Origin of the sequence: Pseudomonas sp. PSPC2-3 (assembly GCF_049898265.1) — a bacterium.
Lineage (GTDB): Bacteria > Pseudomonadota > Gammaproteobacteria > Pseudomonadales > Pseudomonadaceae > Aquipseudomonas > Aquipseudomonas veronii.
In genome coordinates this window covers 169,998-185,988 of the sequence record NZ_JAFCXJ010000004.1, presented here as the reverse complement: position 1 = coordinate 185,988, position 15,991 = coordinate 169,998, and the positions used below count along the sequence as shown (strand labels likewise).

At 61.6% G+C, this 15,991-nt stretch carries 14 protein-coding genes; 4 read left to right on the top strand and 10 right to left on the bottom strand.

What is annotated here, in order from left to right; all coding sequences use genetic code 11:
* Nucleotides 1-12: 12 nt before the first annotated feature.
* Entirely contained in the window at nt 13-780 is a 768-nt protein-coding gene (locus tag ACP7E3_RS10850) for a sulfite exporter TauE/SafE family protein (protein ID WP_046382185.1), read from the bottom strand.
* A gap of 99 nt (nt 781-879) precedes the next feature.
* Between ACP7E3_RS10850 and ACP7E3_RS10845 the strand changes: the two genes are divergently transcribed.
* From ACP7E3_RS10845 to leuA, 4 genes are all read left to right on the top strand, one after another.
* Nucleotides 880-1,770: a LysR family transcriptional regulator gene (locus ACP7E3_RS10845; protein WP_079444631.1), complete on the top strand. Its 891-nt coding sequence runs from the start codon at nt 880-882 to the stop codon at nt 1,768-1,770.
* 30 nt (nt 1,771-1,800) lie between these two features.
* Nucleotides 1,801-3,180, top strand: coding sequence for an exodeoxyribonuclease VII large subunit (gene xseA / locus ACP7E3_RS10840; RefSeq protein WP_426123096.1), 1,380 nt, complete (start codon nt 1,801-1,803; stop codon nt 3,178-3,180).
* A 3-nt stretch (nt 3,181-3,183) separates the two neighbouring features.
* A complete protein-coding gene (locus ACP7E3_RS10835) occupies nt 3,184-4,005 on the top strand; it encodes a M23 family metallopeptidase (RefSeq protein ID WP_046382182.1) in 822 nt (273 codons plus the stop codon).
* Between the two features lie 323 nt (nt 4,006-4,328).
* The gene (gene leuA / locus ACP7E3_RS10830) at nt 4,329-6,008 is read left to right on the top strand and encodes a 2-isopropylmalate synthase (RefSeq protein ID WP_057004577.1); all 1,680 of its coding nucleotides are present in this window, start codon (nt 4,329-4,331) and stop codon (nt 6,006-6,008) included.
* Between the two features lie 171 nt (nt 6,009-6,179).
* Here the strand turns inward: leuA and ACP7E3_RS10825 are convergent, their stop codons facing one another.
* From ACP7E3_RS10825 to pilW, 9 genes are all read right to left on the bottom strand, one after another.
* Entirely contained in the window at nt 6,180-6,971 is a 792-nt protein-coding gene (locus tag ACP7E3_RS10825; protein WP_017846169.1) for an amidohydrolase, read from the bottom strand.
* Entirely contained in the window at nt 6,959-8,107 is a 1,149-nt protein-coding gene (locus ACP7E3_RS10820; protein WP_169864072.1) for a pyridoxal phosphate-dependent aminotransferase, read from the bottom strand. The genes ACP7E3_RS10825 and ACP7E3_RS10820 overlap by 13 nt, the downstream gene beginning before the upstream one ends.
* Before the next feature lie 114 nt (nt 8,108-8,221).
* Entirely contained in the window at nt 8,222-9,691 is a 1,470-nt protein-coding gene (der, locus tag ACP7E3_RS10815) for a ribosome biogenesis GTPase Der (protein ID WP_017846171.1), read from the bottom strand.
* Between the two features lie 259 nt (nt 9,692-9,950).
* Nucleotides 9,951-11,102 (bottom strand): outer membrane protein assembly factor BamB, encoded by a 1,152-nt coding sequence (gene bamB, locus ACP7E3_RS10810; protein WP_017846172.1) that lies wholly within the window; start codon nt 11,100-11,102, stop codon nt 9,951-9,953.
* Nucleotides 11,095-11,736, bottom strand: coding sequence for a YfgM family protein (locus ACP7E3_RS10805; protein ID WP_046382180.1), 642 nt, complete (start codon nt 11,734-11,736; stop codon nt 11,095-11,097). Before ACP7E3_RS10805 ends, bamB begins: the two co-directional genes overlap by 8 nt.
* A 41-nt stretch (nt 11,737-11,777) precedes the next feature.
* Nucleotides 11,778-13,067, bottom strand: a complete 1,290-nt coding sequence (gene hisS, locus ACP7E3_RS10800; protein WP_017846174.1) for a histidine--tRNA ligase — start codon at nt 13,065-13,067, stop codon at nt 11,778-11,780.
* A 23-nt stretch (nt 13,068-13,090) separates the two neighbouring features.
* Nucleotides 13,091-14,200: a flavodoxin-dependent (E)-4-hydroxy-3-methylbut-2-enyl-diphosphate synthase gene (gene ispG / locus ACP7E3_RS10795; RefSeq protein WP_017846175.1), complete on the bottom strand. Its 1,110-nt coding sequence runs from the start codon at nt 14,198-14,200 to the stop codon at nt 13,091-13,093.
* A gap of 2 nt (nt 14,201-14,202) precedes the next feature.
* The gene (locus ACP7E3_RS10790; protein ID WP_057004579.1) at nt 14,203-15,228 is read right to left on the bottom strand and encodes a RodZ domain-containing protein; all 1,026 of its coding nucleotides are present in this window, start codon (nt 15,226-15,228) and stop codon (nt 14,203-14,205) included.
* Nucleotides 15,228-15,986 (bottom strand): type IV pilus biogenesis/stability protein PilW, encoded by a 759-nt coding sequence (pilW, locus tag ACP7E3_RS10785; RefSeq protein ID WP_057004580.1) that lies wholly within the window; start codon nt 15,984-15,986, stop codon nt 15,228-15,230. The genes ACP7E3_RS10790 and pilW overlap by 1 nt, the downstream gene beginning before the upstream one ends.
* Nucleotides 15,987-15,991 lie beyond the last annotated feature (5 nt).

Sequence of the window (15,991 nt, the reverse complement as noted above, 5' to 3'; positions counted from 1 at the left end):
GCCCGACACAGGTCAAGTACTCAGGTACCGCCCAATCAAGGCAATGCCACTGGCCAGCACCAGCCACGTGACCAATCGCACAAACGCCTCACGGGACATGCGCAACGTCAGCCGCCGCCCACACCACAACCCCAGGGCCATCGCCGGCAGCAGGCAAACCGCCAGCAGCAACAGCGGCATGTCGGCATACACCCCGGCGATCAGGAACAGGCTCAGGCGCACCACGGTGCTGCAACTGATCAACGCACTTTGCGTGGCGCGCGCAGCGTCCTTGGGCAAACGACTGCTCAAGTAGATCGCATATAGAAAGCCGCCACTGCCGAACAACGCACCGAACAAACCGCCGACGGTGCCCATGGGAACCGCCCAGCCCGCCGCCAGTTGCGCCGGCCGGGCCTTCACCGCCAAGGTGTAAATCGCGTAGGCGCTGATAAACAGCCCCATCAACAACAGCAACAGATCCGAATGCAGGTTGAGCAAAAACACCACGCCCAGGGTGCAACCGATCGCCATGCACGGCAGCAGTCGCAACAGCTCCGGCTTGTTCACATCCCGTCGCGATTGCAGCAGGTTGCCGAAGGCCGCGATAAAATCCAGCAACACCAGCAGCGGGATGATCTTCGACAGCGGCATGAACATAAGCAGGATCGGCCCCGCCACCAGCGCCGTACCGAACCCGGCGATGCCAAACACGATATAGGCCACGGCAACGCCCAGGCCGATCACCAGCCAATCTGTACCGCCAAACGACCACTGACTCATCAGCTCAACCGGGCTCATGGGTAATTCCTTGAAAGAGATGTCCATCACTTTAGCCATCGGTGAGAGTTGCGACTAATATCTTCAAAGCCCTCCACCCATCTCGAAAAGGCATGACGTGTGATTTCCACCCGCCAACTGCGCTACTTCGTCGAAATCGCCGACAGCGGCAGCTTCAGCGCCGCCGCCGAGCGCCTGTTTGTCGCGCAATCGGCCCTGAGCCGGCAGATCAAAGAACTGGAAAACCAACTGCACACGCCATTGTTCGAACGCACCGCGCGCCAGCCTCGGCTGACCGCCGCCGGTGAAGCCTTCTACCCGCGGGCGCGCAACCTGCTGAGTGAACTGCACAAGGCCAGCGAGATGGCGACGCAAGTGGGTAACGGCCAGGTCGGCACCCTGCGCTTGAGCCATTCGAGCACCGTGCCGATGAGCGGCGCGCTGCTGCGCGGCATCAGCACCTGGCTGGAGCGCTGCCCCGGCGTATCGATGGATATCGCAAAACTGTCCTCCGAAGCCCAGCTCGAAGAAATTGCCGACGGTCGCCTGGACGTCGGCCTACTGCGCCTGCCGGTGCTACGCCAGCGCGAAGGCGTGCGTGTGGTGCCTTTATACAGTGAGCAGTTACTGCTGGCCGTACCGCCGAACCACGCGCTAGCCCGCTGCCAGGCACCGGTCGAATTGGCCCAACTCAAGGACGAAGCGTTTATCTCGGTCCCCCACCCCCAGCGCGGCGGGCTGAGCTATCTGTCGGCCGAGTTGTGCATGCGTGCCGGATTTTTCCCCAAGGCTGCACGGGTCATGTCGCGCAAGACCACGCAGTTGCAGTTGATCCAGGCCGGCTTCGGTATTGCCTTGTTACCAAAATCGATGCAGGACATCGCCCCGGCCGCCGTGCATTTTTTACCCCTGGCCGACCCGGACTGCCTGAGTACCGTAGCCCTGGCCTGCCCGCACACACCGAGCGCGTTGGTGGAGCAATTCTGCCAAACCTTGCGCGAATGCCTATAAACTGCCGCCCATGATTAAAGATCCCTTTCCATGATTAAAGATCCGTTCGCCCGCCTGGGCCTGGACCGCGAGGTCCTGACTGTCAGCCAACTCAACGGCCGTGCGCGGGTGTTGCTGGAAGACGTGTTCACCAATATCTGGGTCGAAGGCGAGATCTCCAACCTCGCCCGCCCGGCGTCCGGCCATGTGTACTTCACCCTCAAGGACAGCGGCGCCCAAGTGCGTTGCGCGCTGTTCCGGCAGAACGCCGCGCGGGTGCGCCAGGCCTTGAAGGACGGCCTGGCGGTGAAAGTGCGCGGCAAGGTCTCGCTGTTCGAAGGCCGTGGCGACTATCAACTGATCCTCGACACCGTCGAGCCCGCCGGCGATGGTGCGCTGCGCCTGGCCTTCGATGCGCTGAAGGAAAAACTCAGCGCCGAAGGCCTGTTCAGTGCCGACCGCAAGGTGGCGTTGCCGGCCCATCCGCAGCGCATCGGCATTATCAGCTCGCCGACCGGCGCGGTGATCCGCGACATCATCAGCGTGTTCCGCCGCCGCGCGCCGCAGGTGCAACTCACCTTGATCCCCACGGCCGTACAAGGCCGCGAAGCGGTGGCGCAGATCGTGCGCGCGCTGAAGCTGGCCGATGCGCGTGGCTTCGACGCATTGATCCTGGCCCGTGGCGGCGGCTCGCTGGAAGACCTCTGGTGCTTCAACGAAGAAGCCGTGGCCCGGGCGGTGGATGCGTGCGTGACGCCGATCGTCAGCGCCATCGGCCATGAGACTGATGTGTCGATCAGCGACTTTGTCGCCGACGTGCGCGCGCCGACGCCATCAGCCGCTGCAGAACTGCTGGCTCCGGACGCCAGAAACCTGGTGCGCCAGGTCGACAGCCTGCACCGCCGCCTGGTGATGCTGATGCGCAACCGGCTGAGCCACGACCGCCTGCGCCTCGAAGGCATGGCCCGCCGCCTGCGCCACCCCGGCGAACGTCTGCGCCAACAGGCCCAGCGCCTGGATGACCTGGACATGCGCCTGCGCCGCGCCTTCGAACGCAGCCTCAATACCCGCCGCGAACGCTTGATCCGCCTGGAAACCCGCCTCGCCGGCCAACACCCCGGCCGCCAACTGGCCTTGCTGCGCCAACGCCTGGACAGCCTCGCCGAACGCCTGCCCCGCGCCATGCGCGAAGGCCTCAAGGCGCGCCGCCTGCAACTGCAAAGCCAGGTGCAGACGCTGCAAGTGGTCAGCCCGCTGGCGACTCTCGGCCGCGGCTACAGCATCCTGCTCGACGAGCGCGGCCAGGCGATTCGCAATGCCGCGCAGACCCACACCGGCCAGCGCCTGACTGCGCGCCTCGGTGAAGGCCAATTGCAAGTGCGGGTGGAAGACAACCACCTGACACCCGTCACCCTTTCGTTATTGGATTGATCGATGCCACGTTTTTTCAGCCTGTTGATGCTGCTGTGCCTGACCGTCAACGCCCACGCCGACAGCTTCATCATCCGGGCCTTGAACAAGCCGGTGCCCGGCGGTGTGGCCGTCGTCGACCTCGGCCCCGCGGCGGCCGCGCCGAAAGCCACCTACCAGGGCAAGCCGGTCCTGGTGGTCAAGGAACAGGCCAACTGGCTGGCGATTGTCGGCATTCCGTTGACGGTCAAACCGGGCAACGAACGCATCAGCAGCGGCGGGCGCAACCTGCCGTTTATCGTCGGCTACAAGCAGTACCCGGAACAGCGCATCACCCTGAAGAACAAAAGCCAGGTCAACCCCGCCCCGGCGCAACTCAAGCGCATCGAAGCCGAGCTGGCGGTGCAGATCAAGGCTTACCGCAGTTTCAGCCCTAACCTGCCAAGCAACCTGCTGCTGGACAAACCGGTCAACGGGCCGCTGTCGAGCAAGTTCGGCGTGCGTCGCTTCTTCAACGGCGAAGAACGCAATCCGCATTCCGGCCTGGATTTCGCCGTCCCCGCCGGCACACCGATCAAGACCCCGGCGGCGGGCAAGGTGATCCTGACCGGCAACTACTTCTTCAACGGCAACACCGTGTTCGTCGACCACGGCCAGGGCTTTATCAGCATGTTCTGCCATATGTCGAAGATCGATGTCAGCCCGGGCCAGCAACTGGCACGCGGCGCGGTGGTGGGCAAGGTCGGCGCGACGGGTCGCGCGACCGGGCCGCATATGCACTGGAATGTCAGCCTGAACGATGCACGGGTGGATCCCGCGATCTTTATCGGCGCATTTCAACCTTGACCGACTCGATTGCGCAGCCGATAAAGGCTGCGCAATTAAAACCAGCCCCAGACTATTTACCAAGCATAAAATCTCGTTTCCTACGCCCACAGAAGAACTTATCTCAATTTTTCTGGACTACTTGCCATCTTTCACCCCGGCGGTTAGGGTTGAGCTTATGAAAACCTCTCACACACTCATTTTGCTCCGCCAGCACCGCAGCCTGTGCCTTGTCAGCGCACGACTGCCAGGCTGAATCGATCTGCCTCGTCCCTTGTTTTATACCCCATAACAATTTTCCGGCAGGCCGCCCTTTTTCGGCCCCTCCACCAAAGGATTTCCCGATGAGCATGCTCAAAGACCCGTCTTCGAAGTACCGCGCGTTTCCGACCATCGATATTCCGGACCGCACCTGGCCGTCGAAAACCATCACCACCGCGCCGATCTGGTGCAGCTCCGACCTGCGTGATGGCAACCAGTCGCTGATCGAACCGATGGATGCAGTGAAAAAACTGCGCTTCTGGAAGACCCTGGTCGCCGTCGGCGTGAAGGAAATCGAAGCCTCGTTCCCGGCCGCTTCGCAAACCGACTTCGACTTCGTCCGCACCCTGATCGAAGGCAACCACATCCCCGAGGACACCACCATCCAGGTGCTGACCCAGGGCCGTGAAGACTTGATCGAGCGCACCTTCGAATCCCTGCGCGGCGCGAAAAAAGCCATCGTCCACCTGTACAACGCCACCTCGCCGTCCTTCCGTCGCATCGTGTTCAACCAGGACAAGGACGGGATCAAGGCCATCGCGGTCAACGCGGCCAAGCTGTTCGTCAAATACGCCGCCCAGCAGCCGGAAACCCAGTGGACGTTCGAATACTCGCCAGAGACCTTCAGCGCCACCGAGCTGGAATTCGCCAAGGAAGTGTGTGACGCAGTGATCGAGGTGTGGAACCCGACGCCCGAGCACAAGATGATCCTCAACCTGCCGGCCACCGTTGAATGCGCCACGCCGAACATCTATGCCGACCAGATCGAGTGGTTCGGTCGTCATGTCAACCGTCGTGACAGCGTGATCATCAGCCTGCACACCCACAACGACCGTGGCACCGGTGTAGCCGCCACCGAATTGGGCCTGATGGCCGGCGCCGACCGTGTCGAAGGCTGCCTGTTCGGCAACGGCGAGCGTACCGGTAACGTCGACCTGGTCAACGTGGCGTTGAACCTCTACACCCAGGGCGTGAACCCTGAGCTGGACTTCTCCGACATCGATGGCGTGCGCAAAGTGGTCGAGGAATGCAACCAGATCCAGGTGCATCCACGTCACCCGTATGTCGGCGACCTGGTACACACCGCATTCTCCGGCTCCCACCAGGACGCAATCCGCAAGGGCTTCGCCCAGCAGAAACCCGACGCCCTGTGGGAAGTGCCGTACTTGCCGATCGACCCGGCCGACATCGGCCGCAGCTACGAGGCGGTGATCCGGGTGAACAGCCAGTCGGGCAAAGGCGGCATCGCCTACCTGCTGGAGCAGGAATACGGCATCAGCTTGCCGCGTCGCATGCAGATCGAGTTCAGCCAAGTGGTTCAGGCCGAAACCGACCGCGTGGGCCTGGAGATGAGCGCTTCGCAGATTCACGCGCTGTTGCAGCGTGAATACCTGCAAGCCAACACGCCCTACGCGCTGGTCAGCCATCGTCTGCAGGAAGAAAACGGTAACAGCACCGTGGAAGTGGAAGTCTCGGGCAAAGGCCAGGGCGAAACCAACCTGCGCTGGCACGGCAAGGGCAACGGCGCGCTCGAAGCCCTGGTCGCCAGCCTGCCGATTGGCGTGGAAATCATGGACTACAACGAACACGCGATCGGTGCCGGCACCAACGCCAAGGCTGCGGCCTACATCGAGCTGCGAGTGAACGGTGAGCGTCCGGTGCATGGCGTGGGCATTGATGAAAACTTCACCACGGCCAGCTTCAAGGCGGTATTCAGCGCCCTGAACCGCTCGTTGAGCCATTTGGAAGCAAAAGCGGCGTAAACAACCGAGCGCTGACATGCAAAAGGCCCCTGGGTGAGAACTCAGGGGCCTTTTTTGTTGGGCTTTGGATGTGTGTGGTCTGTTGGGGCCTCATCGCGGGCAAGCCCACTCCCACATTTTGACCGTGTTCGGCTCGAATGTGGGAGTGGGCTTGCCCGCGATAGCGGTCTGTCAGACAAACTGAAAAGTATCGGCATCCAGGTTCGCCGGAAATTTGCTGCGGTAAGCCGCCAATTCATCCGCTTTGAGGCACACCGTAAACACCCCGTCCGCCTCCCCCGCACTCAACAGGCTCTCACCCTGGAAGTCCAGCACCTGGCTATCCCCGGTATAAGCGAAGCCTTTGCCGTCGGTACCCACCCGATTCACCGCCGCCACATAACACAGGTTCTCGATCGCCCGCGCTGGCAGCAACCGGTTCCAATGCTGGCGTCGCGCCCCCGGCCAGTTGGCGGTGTACAGCAGCAGGTCAGTATCCTGGGCGTCACGACTCCACACCGGAAAACGCAGGTCGTAGCAAATCAATGGGCGAATACGCCAGCCCTTTATCTCGAACAGCACCTGGCGCTCGCCGGGCGTGTAGTGATTGTGCTCGCCGGCCATGCGGAACAGGTGGCGCTTATCGTAATGCAGCACCTCGCCATCCGGCCGCGCCCATAACAGACGGTTGCGGTGGCTGCCGTCGGCGGCCTGGATGATCACACTGCCGGTGATCACCGCGTTGTACTTCGCCGCCTGGCTCTGGAGCCAGCGATGGGTCGGGCCATTTTCCGGTTCGGCCTGGGTGGCCGAGTCCATGGAGAAACCGGTGGTGAACATCTCCGGCAGGATGATCAGGTCAGCGCCACGAGCCTGTTCCAGCAACAGTTCGAAGTGATCGAGGTTGGCCTGGCGGTTGTGCCAGGCCAGGCTGGTCTGGACCAGGGCGATGTTCAGGTCGGGTAGTGCATTCAGATCACGCATAGTTTCTCAGCTGCTTGTTGCAGCGTCTCCTCGCGTTTGGCAAAGCACAGGCGCACCAGGCGCTGGCCTTGGGGTGGATGCTGGTAGAACACCGAAACCGGGATCGTCGCTACGCCATGCTCGCGGGTCATCCACAACGACATGGCGACGTCATCCAGGTCTGGGCGAATCGCTGAATAATCCACCAGTTGGAAGTAAGTACCGGTGACCCGGGTAAAGCTGAAACGCGACGGCGTCAACAGGTCGCAGAACAGGTCGCGCTTGGCCTGGTAAAAGGCCGGCAGTTCTTCGACGTGTTCCGGGTGTTCGGCCATGAAGTCTGCCAACGCGTACTGCAGCGGGGTCACGCCGCAGAAGTTGACATATTGATGCACCTTGCGCAATTCGACGGTCAGTGCCGGTGGCGCGACCACGTAGCCGGTTTTCCAGCCGGTGACGTGATAGGTCTTGCCGAAGGAACTGACCACGAACGCACGTTGATACAGTTCTTCGTGGGCCAGCACGCTGACATGAGGCACACCGTCAAACACCAGATGTTCGTAGACCTCATCGCTGACCAGGTAAATATCGCGGTCGCGGATCAAGGCCGCCAACAGGTCCAGCTCGGCGCGGCTGATCAGTGCGCCAGTGGGGTTATGCGGCGTGTTCAGGATGATCATGCGCGTGCGCGCAGACAACGCCGCCTGGATCTTTTCAAAGTCGAGGCTGAAGTTTTCCAGGTTCAGTTGCACATGCACGCAGCGACCGCCGGCCAACTCGACCGAAGGCTCATAGCTGTCGTAGCACGGGTCGAACACGATGACCTCATCGCCGCTGCGGATCACCGCCTGGATCGCGCAGAAGATCGCCGCCGTGGCTCCGGGCGTGATCGTCACTTCGCTGTCGGGGCTGACCGTGGCGCCATAGCTGCGCGCGATCTTGGCCGCCACTTGCTGGCGCAGGGCTGGCAGGCCGGTCATCGGCGCGTATTGGTTATGGCCGCTGGCGACATGCTTGCCCACGGCATCGAGCAAACCCTGCGGGCCATTGAAGTCAGGGAAGCCCTGGGACAGGTTGAGCGCGCCGGTTTCGGCAGCGAGTTGCGACATGATGGTGAAAATGGTCGTGCCGACATTTGGCAGCTTGCTGTTGATCATCGGAGGCCCCTGCAGGTGAACCCCAAGTTTTAAGCTGCCAACTGCATCGGGTCAAGGCGCAAACCACCGCGCACAAAAAAGGGCCCGTAAAGAGCCCTTTTTGCGAGGTCGGAATCAGCGCTTGTCGCGGCGCTTCTTGTCGGCCTTCTTGTGGTGAGTCATCAAACGACGCTTCTTGTTCACCTGACGGTCAGTCAGTGTGTTCTTGTTGCCTTCGTATGGGTTCTCGCCACCCTTGAACTCGATACGGATCGGCGTACCGACCAGCTTCAAGACACGGCGGTAGGTGTTTTCCAGGTAACGCACGTAGGATTTAGGCACCTTCTCGATCTGGTTACCGTGGATCACGATAATCGGCGGGTTGGCACCACCCAAGTGGGCGTAACGCAGCTTGATCCGGCGGTTGTTGACCATCGGCGGTGCGTGCTCGCCGACCGCGTCTTCGAGGATCTGGGTCAGACGGTTGGTCGGCCAGCGGGTGACCGCGGACTTGAACGAGTTCTGTACGGACGCGTAGAGGTTGCCCACACCGGTACCGTGCAGTGCCGAGATGAAGTGGATATCGGCGAACTCGACGAAGAATAGACGACGCTGCAGTTCGATCTTGACGAAATCGCGCTCGCTCGGCGTCATGCCGTCCCACTTGTTGATCGCGATCACCAGCGCCCGACCAGCCTCGAGGGCGAAGCCCAGCAGGTTGAGGTCGTGGTCCACCACGCCTTCGCGGGCGTCCATCACGAAGATCACCACGTTGGCGTCTTTGATCGCCTGCAGGGTTTTCACCACGGAGAACTTTTCAACTTCCTCGTGGATCTTGCCGCGCTTGCGCACACCGGCGGTGTCGATCAGCGTGTACTTCTCGTCGTTACGCTCGAACGGGATGTAGATACTGTCGCGAGTAGTGCCGGGCTGGTCATACACGATGACCCGGTCTTCACCGAGCATACGGTTGACCAGGGTCGACTTGCCGACGTTGGGACGGCCGATGATGGCGATCTTGATACCGTCTTTTTCGCTCGGGCCCGGAATGCGCTTGGCTTCCTCACCTTCGGCGACGACCTCTTCTTCGCCCTCTTCTTCCTCGGCGTCATCCTTAGGGAAGTCGCGCAGGGCGATTTCCAACATCTGGGTGATGCCGCGACCGTGGGCACCGGCGATCGGGATCGCGTCGCCCAGGCCCATCGGGCTGAATTCGGCACGGGCCATTTCAGGATCGATGTTGTCGATCTTGTTGGCGACCACGTAGGAACGCTTGTTGCGCTTGCGCAGGTGCTCGCCGATCATCTGGTCGGCAGCGGTGTAGCCCGCGCGGGCGTCCACCAGGAACAACACGACATCGGCTTCTTCAATGGCCAGCAGCGACTGCTCGGCCATCTTTTCATCCATGCCATGCTCGTCACCGGAGATACCACCGGTGTCGACAATAATGTAGGAGCGCCCTTGCCACTTTGCCTCACCGTATTGGCGATCACGGGTCAGACCGGACAAGTCGCCGACAATGGCGTCGCGAGTCCTGGTCAGGCGGTTGAACAAGGTGGACTTGCCGACGTTAGGTCGGCCCACCAGGGCGATTACGGGAACCATGCGGCTCTCCACTTCGTTATTTCAGAAAATACAAAAGCCGCTGCAAGGCAGCGGCTGGTGCTCGGGGCGGCATTTGAAATGCCACATACCCTGCCCGACACTGGTTCCTGTAGGAGCGAGCTTGCTCGCGAAAAACCTGAGGACGCCGCGTTTATCCAGAAACCCGCGTGAGCGTTGACGTCCTTCGCGAGCAAGCTCGCTCCTACATTAAGCAATGAAGCAGGGCCGCCTGGGGGTAACCCCAAGCATAGTCAAACCTTTACTTGATGGTCAGGGCTTCCAGCTTGCCGCTGTTGCCAAACACATAAAGCATGTTACCCACGACCAGCGGACGCGCACGCAGGCCGTCGCTGTCGATGCGCTCGCGACCCACAAAGCGACCGTCTACCTGGCTCAGCAGGTGCAGGTAGCCTTCGAAGTCGCCTACCGCTACGTAGCTGGAGAACACTTCCGGTGCCGACAGTTGACGGCGGGCCAGAGAGTCGTTGCTCCACAGCGCAGTGGTGGAACGTTCGTCGACACTTTCAACGGTGCCAGACGACAGGCTTACGTAGACGCTGCCAAACCCTTGGGCGACACCGGCGTAGCTGGAAGCATCACGCTGCCAGTTGACGCGGCCGCTTTGCAGGTCCAGTGCCGCGACACGGCCCTGGTAGGTAGCGACGTAGAGGGTTTCGCCGGACAGCAGCAAGCCACCGTCGATGTCGACGACGCGATCCAGTTCCGAACGACCTTGCGGGATCGCCACACGCGTTTCCCAGATCGGCACGCCGTTCTGGGTATTCAGGGCGACCACTTTACCGGTCGACAGGCCCGCAACGGCCAGATTATTGGTCACAACCGGACCACTGGTACCGCGCAGGGTCAGCACCGCAGGGGTGCTGTCGTACAACCAACGCTGGGCGCCGGTGCTGGCGTCGAGGCCGATCACACGGTCGTCCTGGGTTTGCACCACGACGATGTCGCCGTTGGTGGCAGGCGGTGCGAGAACTTCACTGGTCACGCGAGCGCGCCATTTCTCTTCACCGGTGCTGGAGTCCAGCGCCACGACTTCGCCCTTGAGCGTGCCGAGCATGACCATGCCGTAACCCACGCCGACGGCGCCGGATACAGGCAGTTCGAGGTCTTTCTTCCACTTCACGTCGCCGTTCATGCGATCCATGGAGATCACCACGCCGGTCACGTCAGCGGCCACAATGTTGTCACCGTCGATTGCCGGTACCAACATGTTGTAGGTTTCGCCCTGACCGTCACCGATGGAGCGGCTCCACTGCTTTTGCAGGACCACTTCTTCCTTGAAGCTGGTCAGCTCGGCCGGAGGCAGTTCTTTTTTACTGTTGCTGCTGCAACCCGCGGCCAGAACGGCCAGAGCCAGCAATGCTGCATGTTTCCAACGGATCACGTCACGCATCCCCTTTGGCCAAGTCGTCGAGCTTGATTTGTAAGCCACCGACCGCCGCTTCATCAGACAGCGCCGCCTTGGCTTTTTTGTACGCAGCATTGGCTTCGTCGGTACGACCCAATTGGACCAACAGGTCACCCTTGAGCTCTTCGCGAGTGGCTACAAATGCCTTGTCAGCGTCGCCGTCGAGCAGTTTGAGTGCTTCGTCGGCCTTGTTCTGTGCCGCCAATACCTGAGCCAGGCGCTGACGTGCGATTTCACCCAGGGTCGGGTTGGTCGGCTTGTCGGCGATGGCCTTCAGTTCGGCGACGGCGTCATCCAGCTTGCCGGTGTCGACCGCGACTTTCGCGACGAACAGGCTGCCGTATTGGGCGTAGGTGCTACCGCCAAATTCGCTCTTGAGCTTGCCGGCCAGGTCTGCCACTTGCGCAGGATCGGGCTTGCCGCTCGGCGTCAGCGTGCTTTCCAGCAATTGCTGATAGAGGATCGAGGCGCCTTGGGACTGGTTGGCCTGATACTTGTGCCAGGCTTGCCAGCCGAACACCACCACTAAAGCCAGCAGGCCGCCGGTAACCAGGGGCTTGCCGTTACGCTGCCACCAGTCCTTGAACTCGGCCAGCTGCTCATCATCAGTACTCGACACCCCAACACTCCTTAATCGCTAAATTCGGCTGTTCGACAGCTTCAACCCTGCACGACGCAGGTGGCCAAGTGCGCGGCGAGCGCATCAAAGGCAATGTTCTGTTGCTCGCCCTGGCCACGCAGGGGTTTGAAACCTATCACTTGCTGGGCCAATTCGTCATCGCCGAGGATCAGCGCGTACAGCGCACCGCTCTTGTCGGCCTTCTTGAACTGGCTCTTGAAGCTGCCGGCGCCGGCATTGATCTGCAGGCGCAGGTTCGGCAACTGGTCGCGCACTTTTTCGCTCAGGGCCAGGGCAGCCAGTTCGGCGGCCTCGCCAAAGGCGCACAGGTACACGTCCACCTGACGGGAGATTTCTTCCGGAACCTGTTCCAGGGTTTCCAGCAGCAGGATCAGGCGCTCGATACCCATGGCAAAACCCACGCCGGGGGTCGGCTTGCCGCCCATCTGCTCGACCAGGCCATCATAACGGCCACCGGCACACACGGTGCCCTGGGCGCCGAGCTTGTCGGTGACCCACTCGAACACGGTCTTGCTGTAGTAGTCGAGGCCGCGCACCAGTTTCGGGTTGATCACGTAAGGAATCCCGGCGGCTTCCAGGCGCGCCTTGAGCCCCTCGAAGTGGGTGCGGGATTCGTCGTCCAGGTAATCGGCCATCTTCGGCGCATTGACCAGCACGGCCTGCGTGTCGGCGTTCTTGGTATCGAGGACGCGCAACGGGTTGGTTTTCAGACGGCGCTGGCTGTCTTCGTCCAACTTGTCCAGGTGGGCAGACAGGTACTCGACCAGGGCGACGCGATAGCGGCCCCGGGACTCACTGGTGCCCAGGCTGTTGAGTTCAAGCTTGACCGCATCGCGGATGCCCAGCAGGCCCCACAGGCGCCAGGTCAGCACGATCAGTTCGGCGTCGATGTCCGGACCGTCGAGGTTGAACACTTCCAGGCCGATCTGGTGGAACTGGCGATAACGGCCTTTCTGCGGGCGCTCGTGGCGGAACATCGGCCCGATGTACCACAGCTTCTGCGGCTGGCCACCGCCGGTGAGGCCATGCTCGAGCACGGCGCGCACGCACGCGGCGGTGCCTTCCGGACGCAAGGTCAGGGAATCACCGTTGCGGTCTTCGAAGGTGTACATCTCTTTTTCAACGATGTCGGTCACTTCACCGATGGAGCGCTTGAACAGCTCGGTGAACTCGACGATCGGCATACGGATCTGTTTGTAACCGTAGTTATCCAGCAGACGCGCAACGGTGTTCTCGAAGTAGCGCCACAGCGGCGTCTGCTCCGGAAGGATGTCGTTCATGCCACGAATGGCTTGCAGAGACTTGCTCACATCTATTCCTTAAATTCGCTGGATCAGCCGCGCGCGATAACTGCAGCGTCAGCCTCGACCTTTTCGGCCGCTTTCTGGCGGATCAGTCTTTCGAGCTCATCCACCAGATTGTCATTCGTCAGTTTCTGCGACGGCTTGCCGTCGATGTAAATCAGGTTCGGCGTGCCGCCGGTCAAGCCGATATGGGCTTCCTTGGCTTCACCCGGCCCGTTGACCACACAACCGATCACCGCGACATCCAGCGGCACCAGCAGGTCTTCGAGGCGCCCTTCCAGTTCGTTCATGGTTTTCACCACGTCGAAGTTCTGCCGCGAGCAGCTCGGGCAGGCAATGAAGTTGATGCCACGGGAACGCAAATGCAGGGATTTGAGAATGTCGTAACCGACCTTCACTTCCTCTACCGGGTCTGCCGCCAGGGAGATGCGGATAGTATCGCCAATCCCTTCGGCGAGCAGCATACCGAGACCCACCGCAGATTTCACTGTGCCTGAGCGCAAACCGCCCGCTTCAGTGATACCCAGGTGCAGCGGCTGCACGATTTCCTTGGCCAGCAGGCGGTAGGCTTCTACCGCCATGAACACGTCGGAGGCCTTTACGCTGACCTTGAAGTCCTGGAAGTTCAGACGCTCAAGGTGTTCAACGTGGCGCAGCGCCGATTCAACCAGCGCGGCCGGGGTCGGCTCGCCGTATTTTTTTTGCAGGTCTTTTTCCAGGGAACCGGCGTTGACGCCGATGCGGATCGGAATCCCGCGATCACGGGCAGCATCCACCACTGCGCGCACACGGTCTTCGCGACCGATGTTGCCCGGGTTGATGCGCAGGCAATCGACGCCCAGTTCGGCCACGCGCAAAGCGATCCGGTAGTCGAAGTGGATGTCGGCAACCAGCGGCACCTTGACCAGTTGCTTGATGCGGCCGAAGGCTTCGGCGGCATCCATATCCGGTACGGAAACCCGCACGATGTCGACACCGGCGGCTTCCAGACGGTTGATCTGGGCGACGGTGGCAGCGACATCGTTGGTGTCGCTGTTGGTCATGCTCTGTACCGCGATGGGGGCGTCGCCACCCACCGGCACCGAGCCGACCCAGATCTTGCGCGATACGCGACGTTTGATTGGAGATTCGCCGTGCATGACTATTGTCCCAACTTCAGGCGAGCAGTTTCGCCACTGGTGAACGGCGCTACGTCGACAGGCTGGCCGTTGTAGGCCACTTGCGCGCCACGGGCAAAGCCCAGACGCAGCGTCAAAGGAGGCTTGCCGCCCTGGTCGAGCGTATCTCCCTTACGCTTCAGACCGCTAAACAGCACTTTGCCATTGCCATCGCTGAGTTGCGTCCAGCAGTCAGCAACGAAGGTAATTTGTACGTGCCCGTCACCGGCGATCAACACGGGAGTGGTCGGCGGCGAAATCGCGGGGGCCGTCGGGGCGGCGGCAGGCGCTGGCGCCTGCACGGGAGCGACCGGGGCGGTGGCTTGCGCCACAGGCGCCGCCGGAGTGTGCGCCGGTGCAGCCGGTACGACCGGGGCGTGCGCCGGTACGGCTGGAGCCGGCACCGCAGCAGTGGTGGCCGCCGGGGCCGATTCCGCCGCGGGTTGCTCGGCCGTCACTGGCGCTTCGGGCGCAGCCTGGCCTTCGGCGACAGCCTGGTCTTCCGGCTCGTCCAACGGGTGAATCTGCGTGGTGCCGTCGGCGCTTTCGACTTCGACGTGCTCCATGGCGTTGCTGGTCAGGTCCTTGGTGCGCTGGGAGGCCTGGTCCTGCCACCAGACGAAACCGCCACCAATCACGGCGATCAGCAGCAGCAGGCTGACGATGCGCAGGATCGTATGGGACACCCGCACCGGCTCTTCGATGCGCCCCAGGCCATGGACGTTGCTGCCCTGGGAGTCGGTGCCGGTGACCTGGTCGAATTGCTGGACCAAGATGGCCTGGTCGATACCCAACAATTTGGCGTAGGCGCGAATATAGCCGCGGGCGAAGGTATGCCCAGGCAGCTTGTCGAACGCGCCGGCTTCCAGGTTGCCCAGGGACGTGGTGGTCAAATTGAGCTTGAGGGCCACTTCCGCCAGCGACCAACCATTGCTTTCGCGGGCCTGACGCAAAGTGTCGCCTGGGTTTACGCGATTAGCTGCTACAACTTCCGGGTGCGCCGCTTTCATCATTGCTCCGACAGGTATTGCTGATATTCCGGCGTACCGGGATAGAGTCGTTCGAGTTGCTGGCCATAACGTGCGGCCGTGTCGCGTTCTTCATGAACCGTCGCCAGGCGCACACCGAGCAATAGACTACGTGCATTTTGCCCGCTGAGCAGGCTAAAACGTTCGTAATAGTCACGTGCCGGCACATAATGCCTGTCTTCGTAAGACAACTCAGCCATTTCGAGCAAAGCGCGAGGCTGGCGACTGTTCAGGTGCAGGGCTTTTTCCAGGTGTTGGCGCGCGATGTCACGCTGGCCGAGACGCTTGGAGGCCACCCCAAGGTTCTCGAACACGCGCGACCGTTCTGGGTAGAGGGTATCGGCGCTGGCTTGCTGGAAATAACGGGAAGCCTGGTCATAGCGTTTCTGCTCGAACAGGAAGCTGCCGTAGTTGTTCAGCAGCCGGGGATCGGCAGGACGGGAAGCCAGGGCCTTGCTGAAATACTGCTCGGCCAACTCAGGCTCGGCCTGGGCCTGGAACACCAGGGCGAGTGCGCCATTGGCCTCGGCATCGTCGCCGTCCAGTTCAAGGGCCTTTTTCAACGGCACCTTGGCCTGCTCGCTCATGCCCTGGCGCAGGTAACCCAAGCCCAGTTGCACATAAGCCACTCGCGCCTCTTCGCGGCCCTTGCCGGTTTGCAAAGGGCTGTCATAGCCCGATGAAACACAACCGGCCGCGAGACCGGTAACAAGCAAAAGCAGCGCAAGGCGCAAGGGCATAGAGA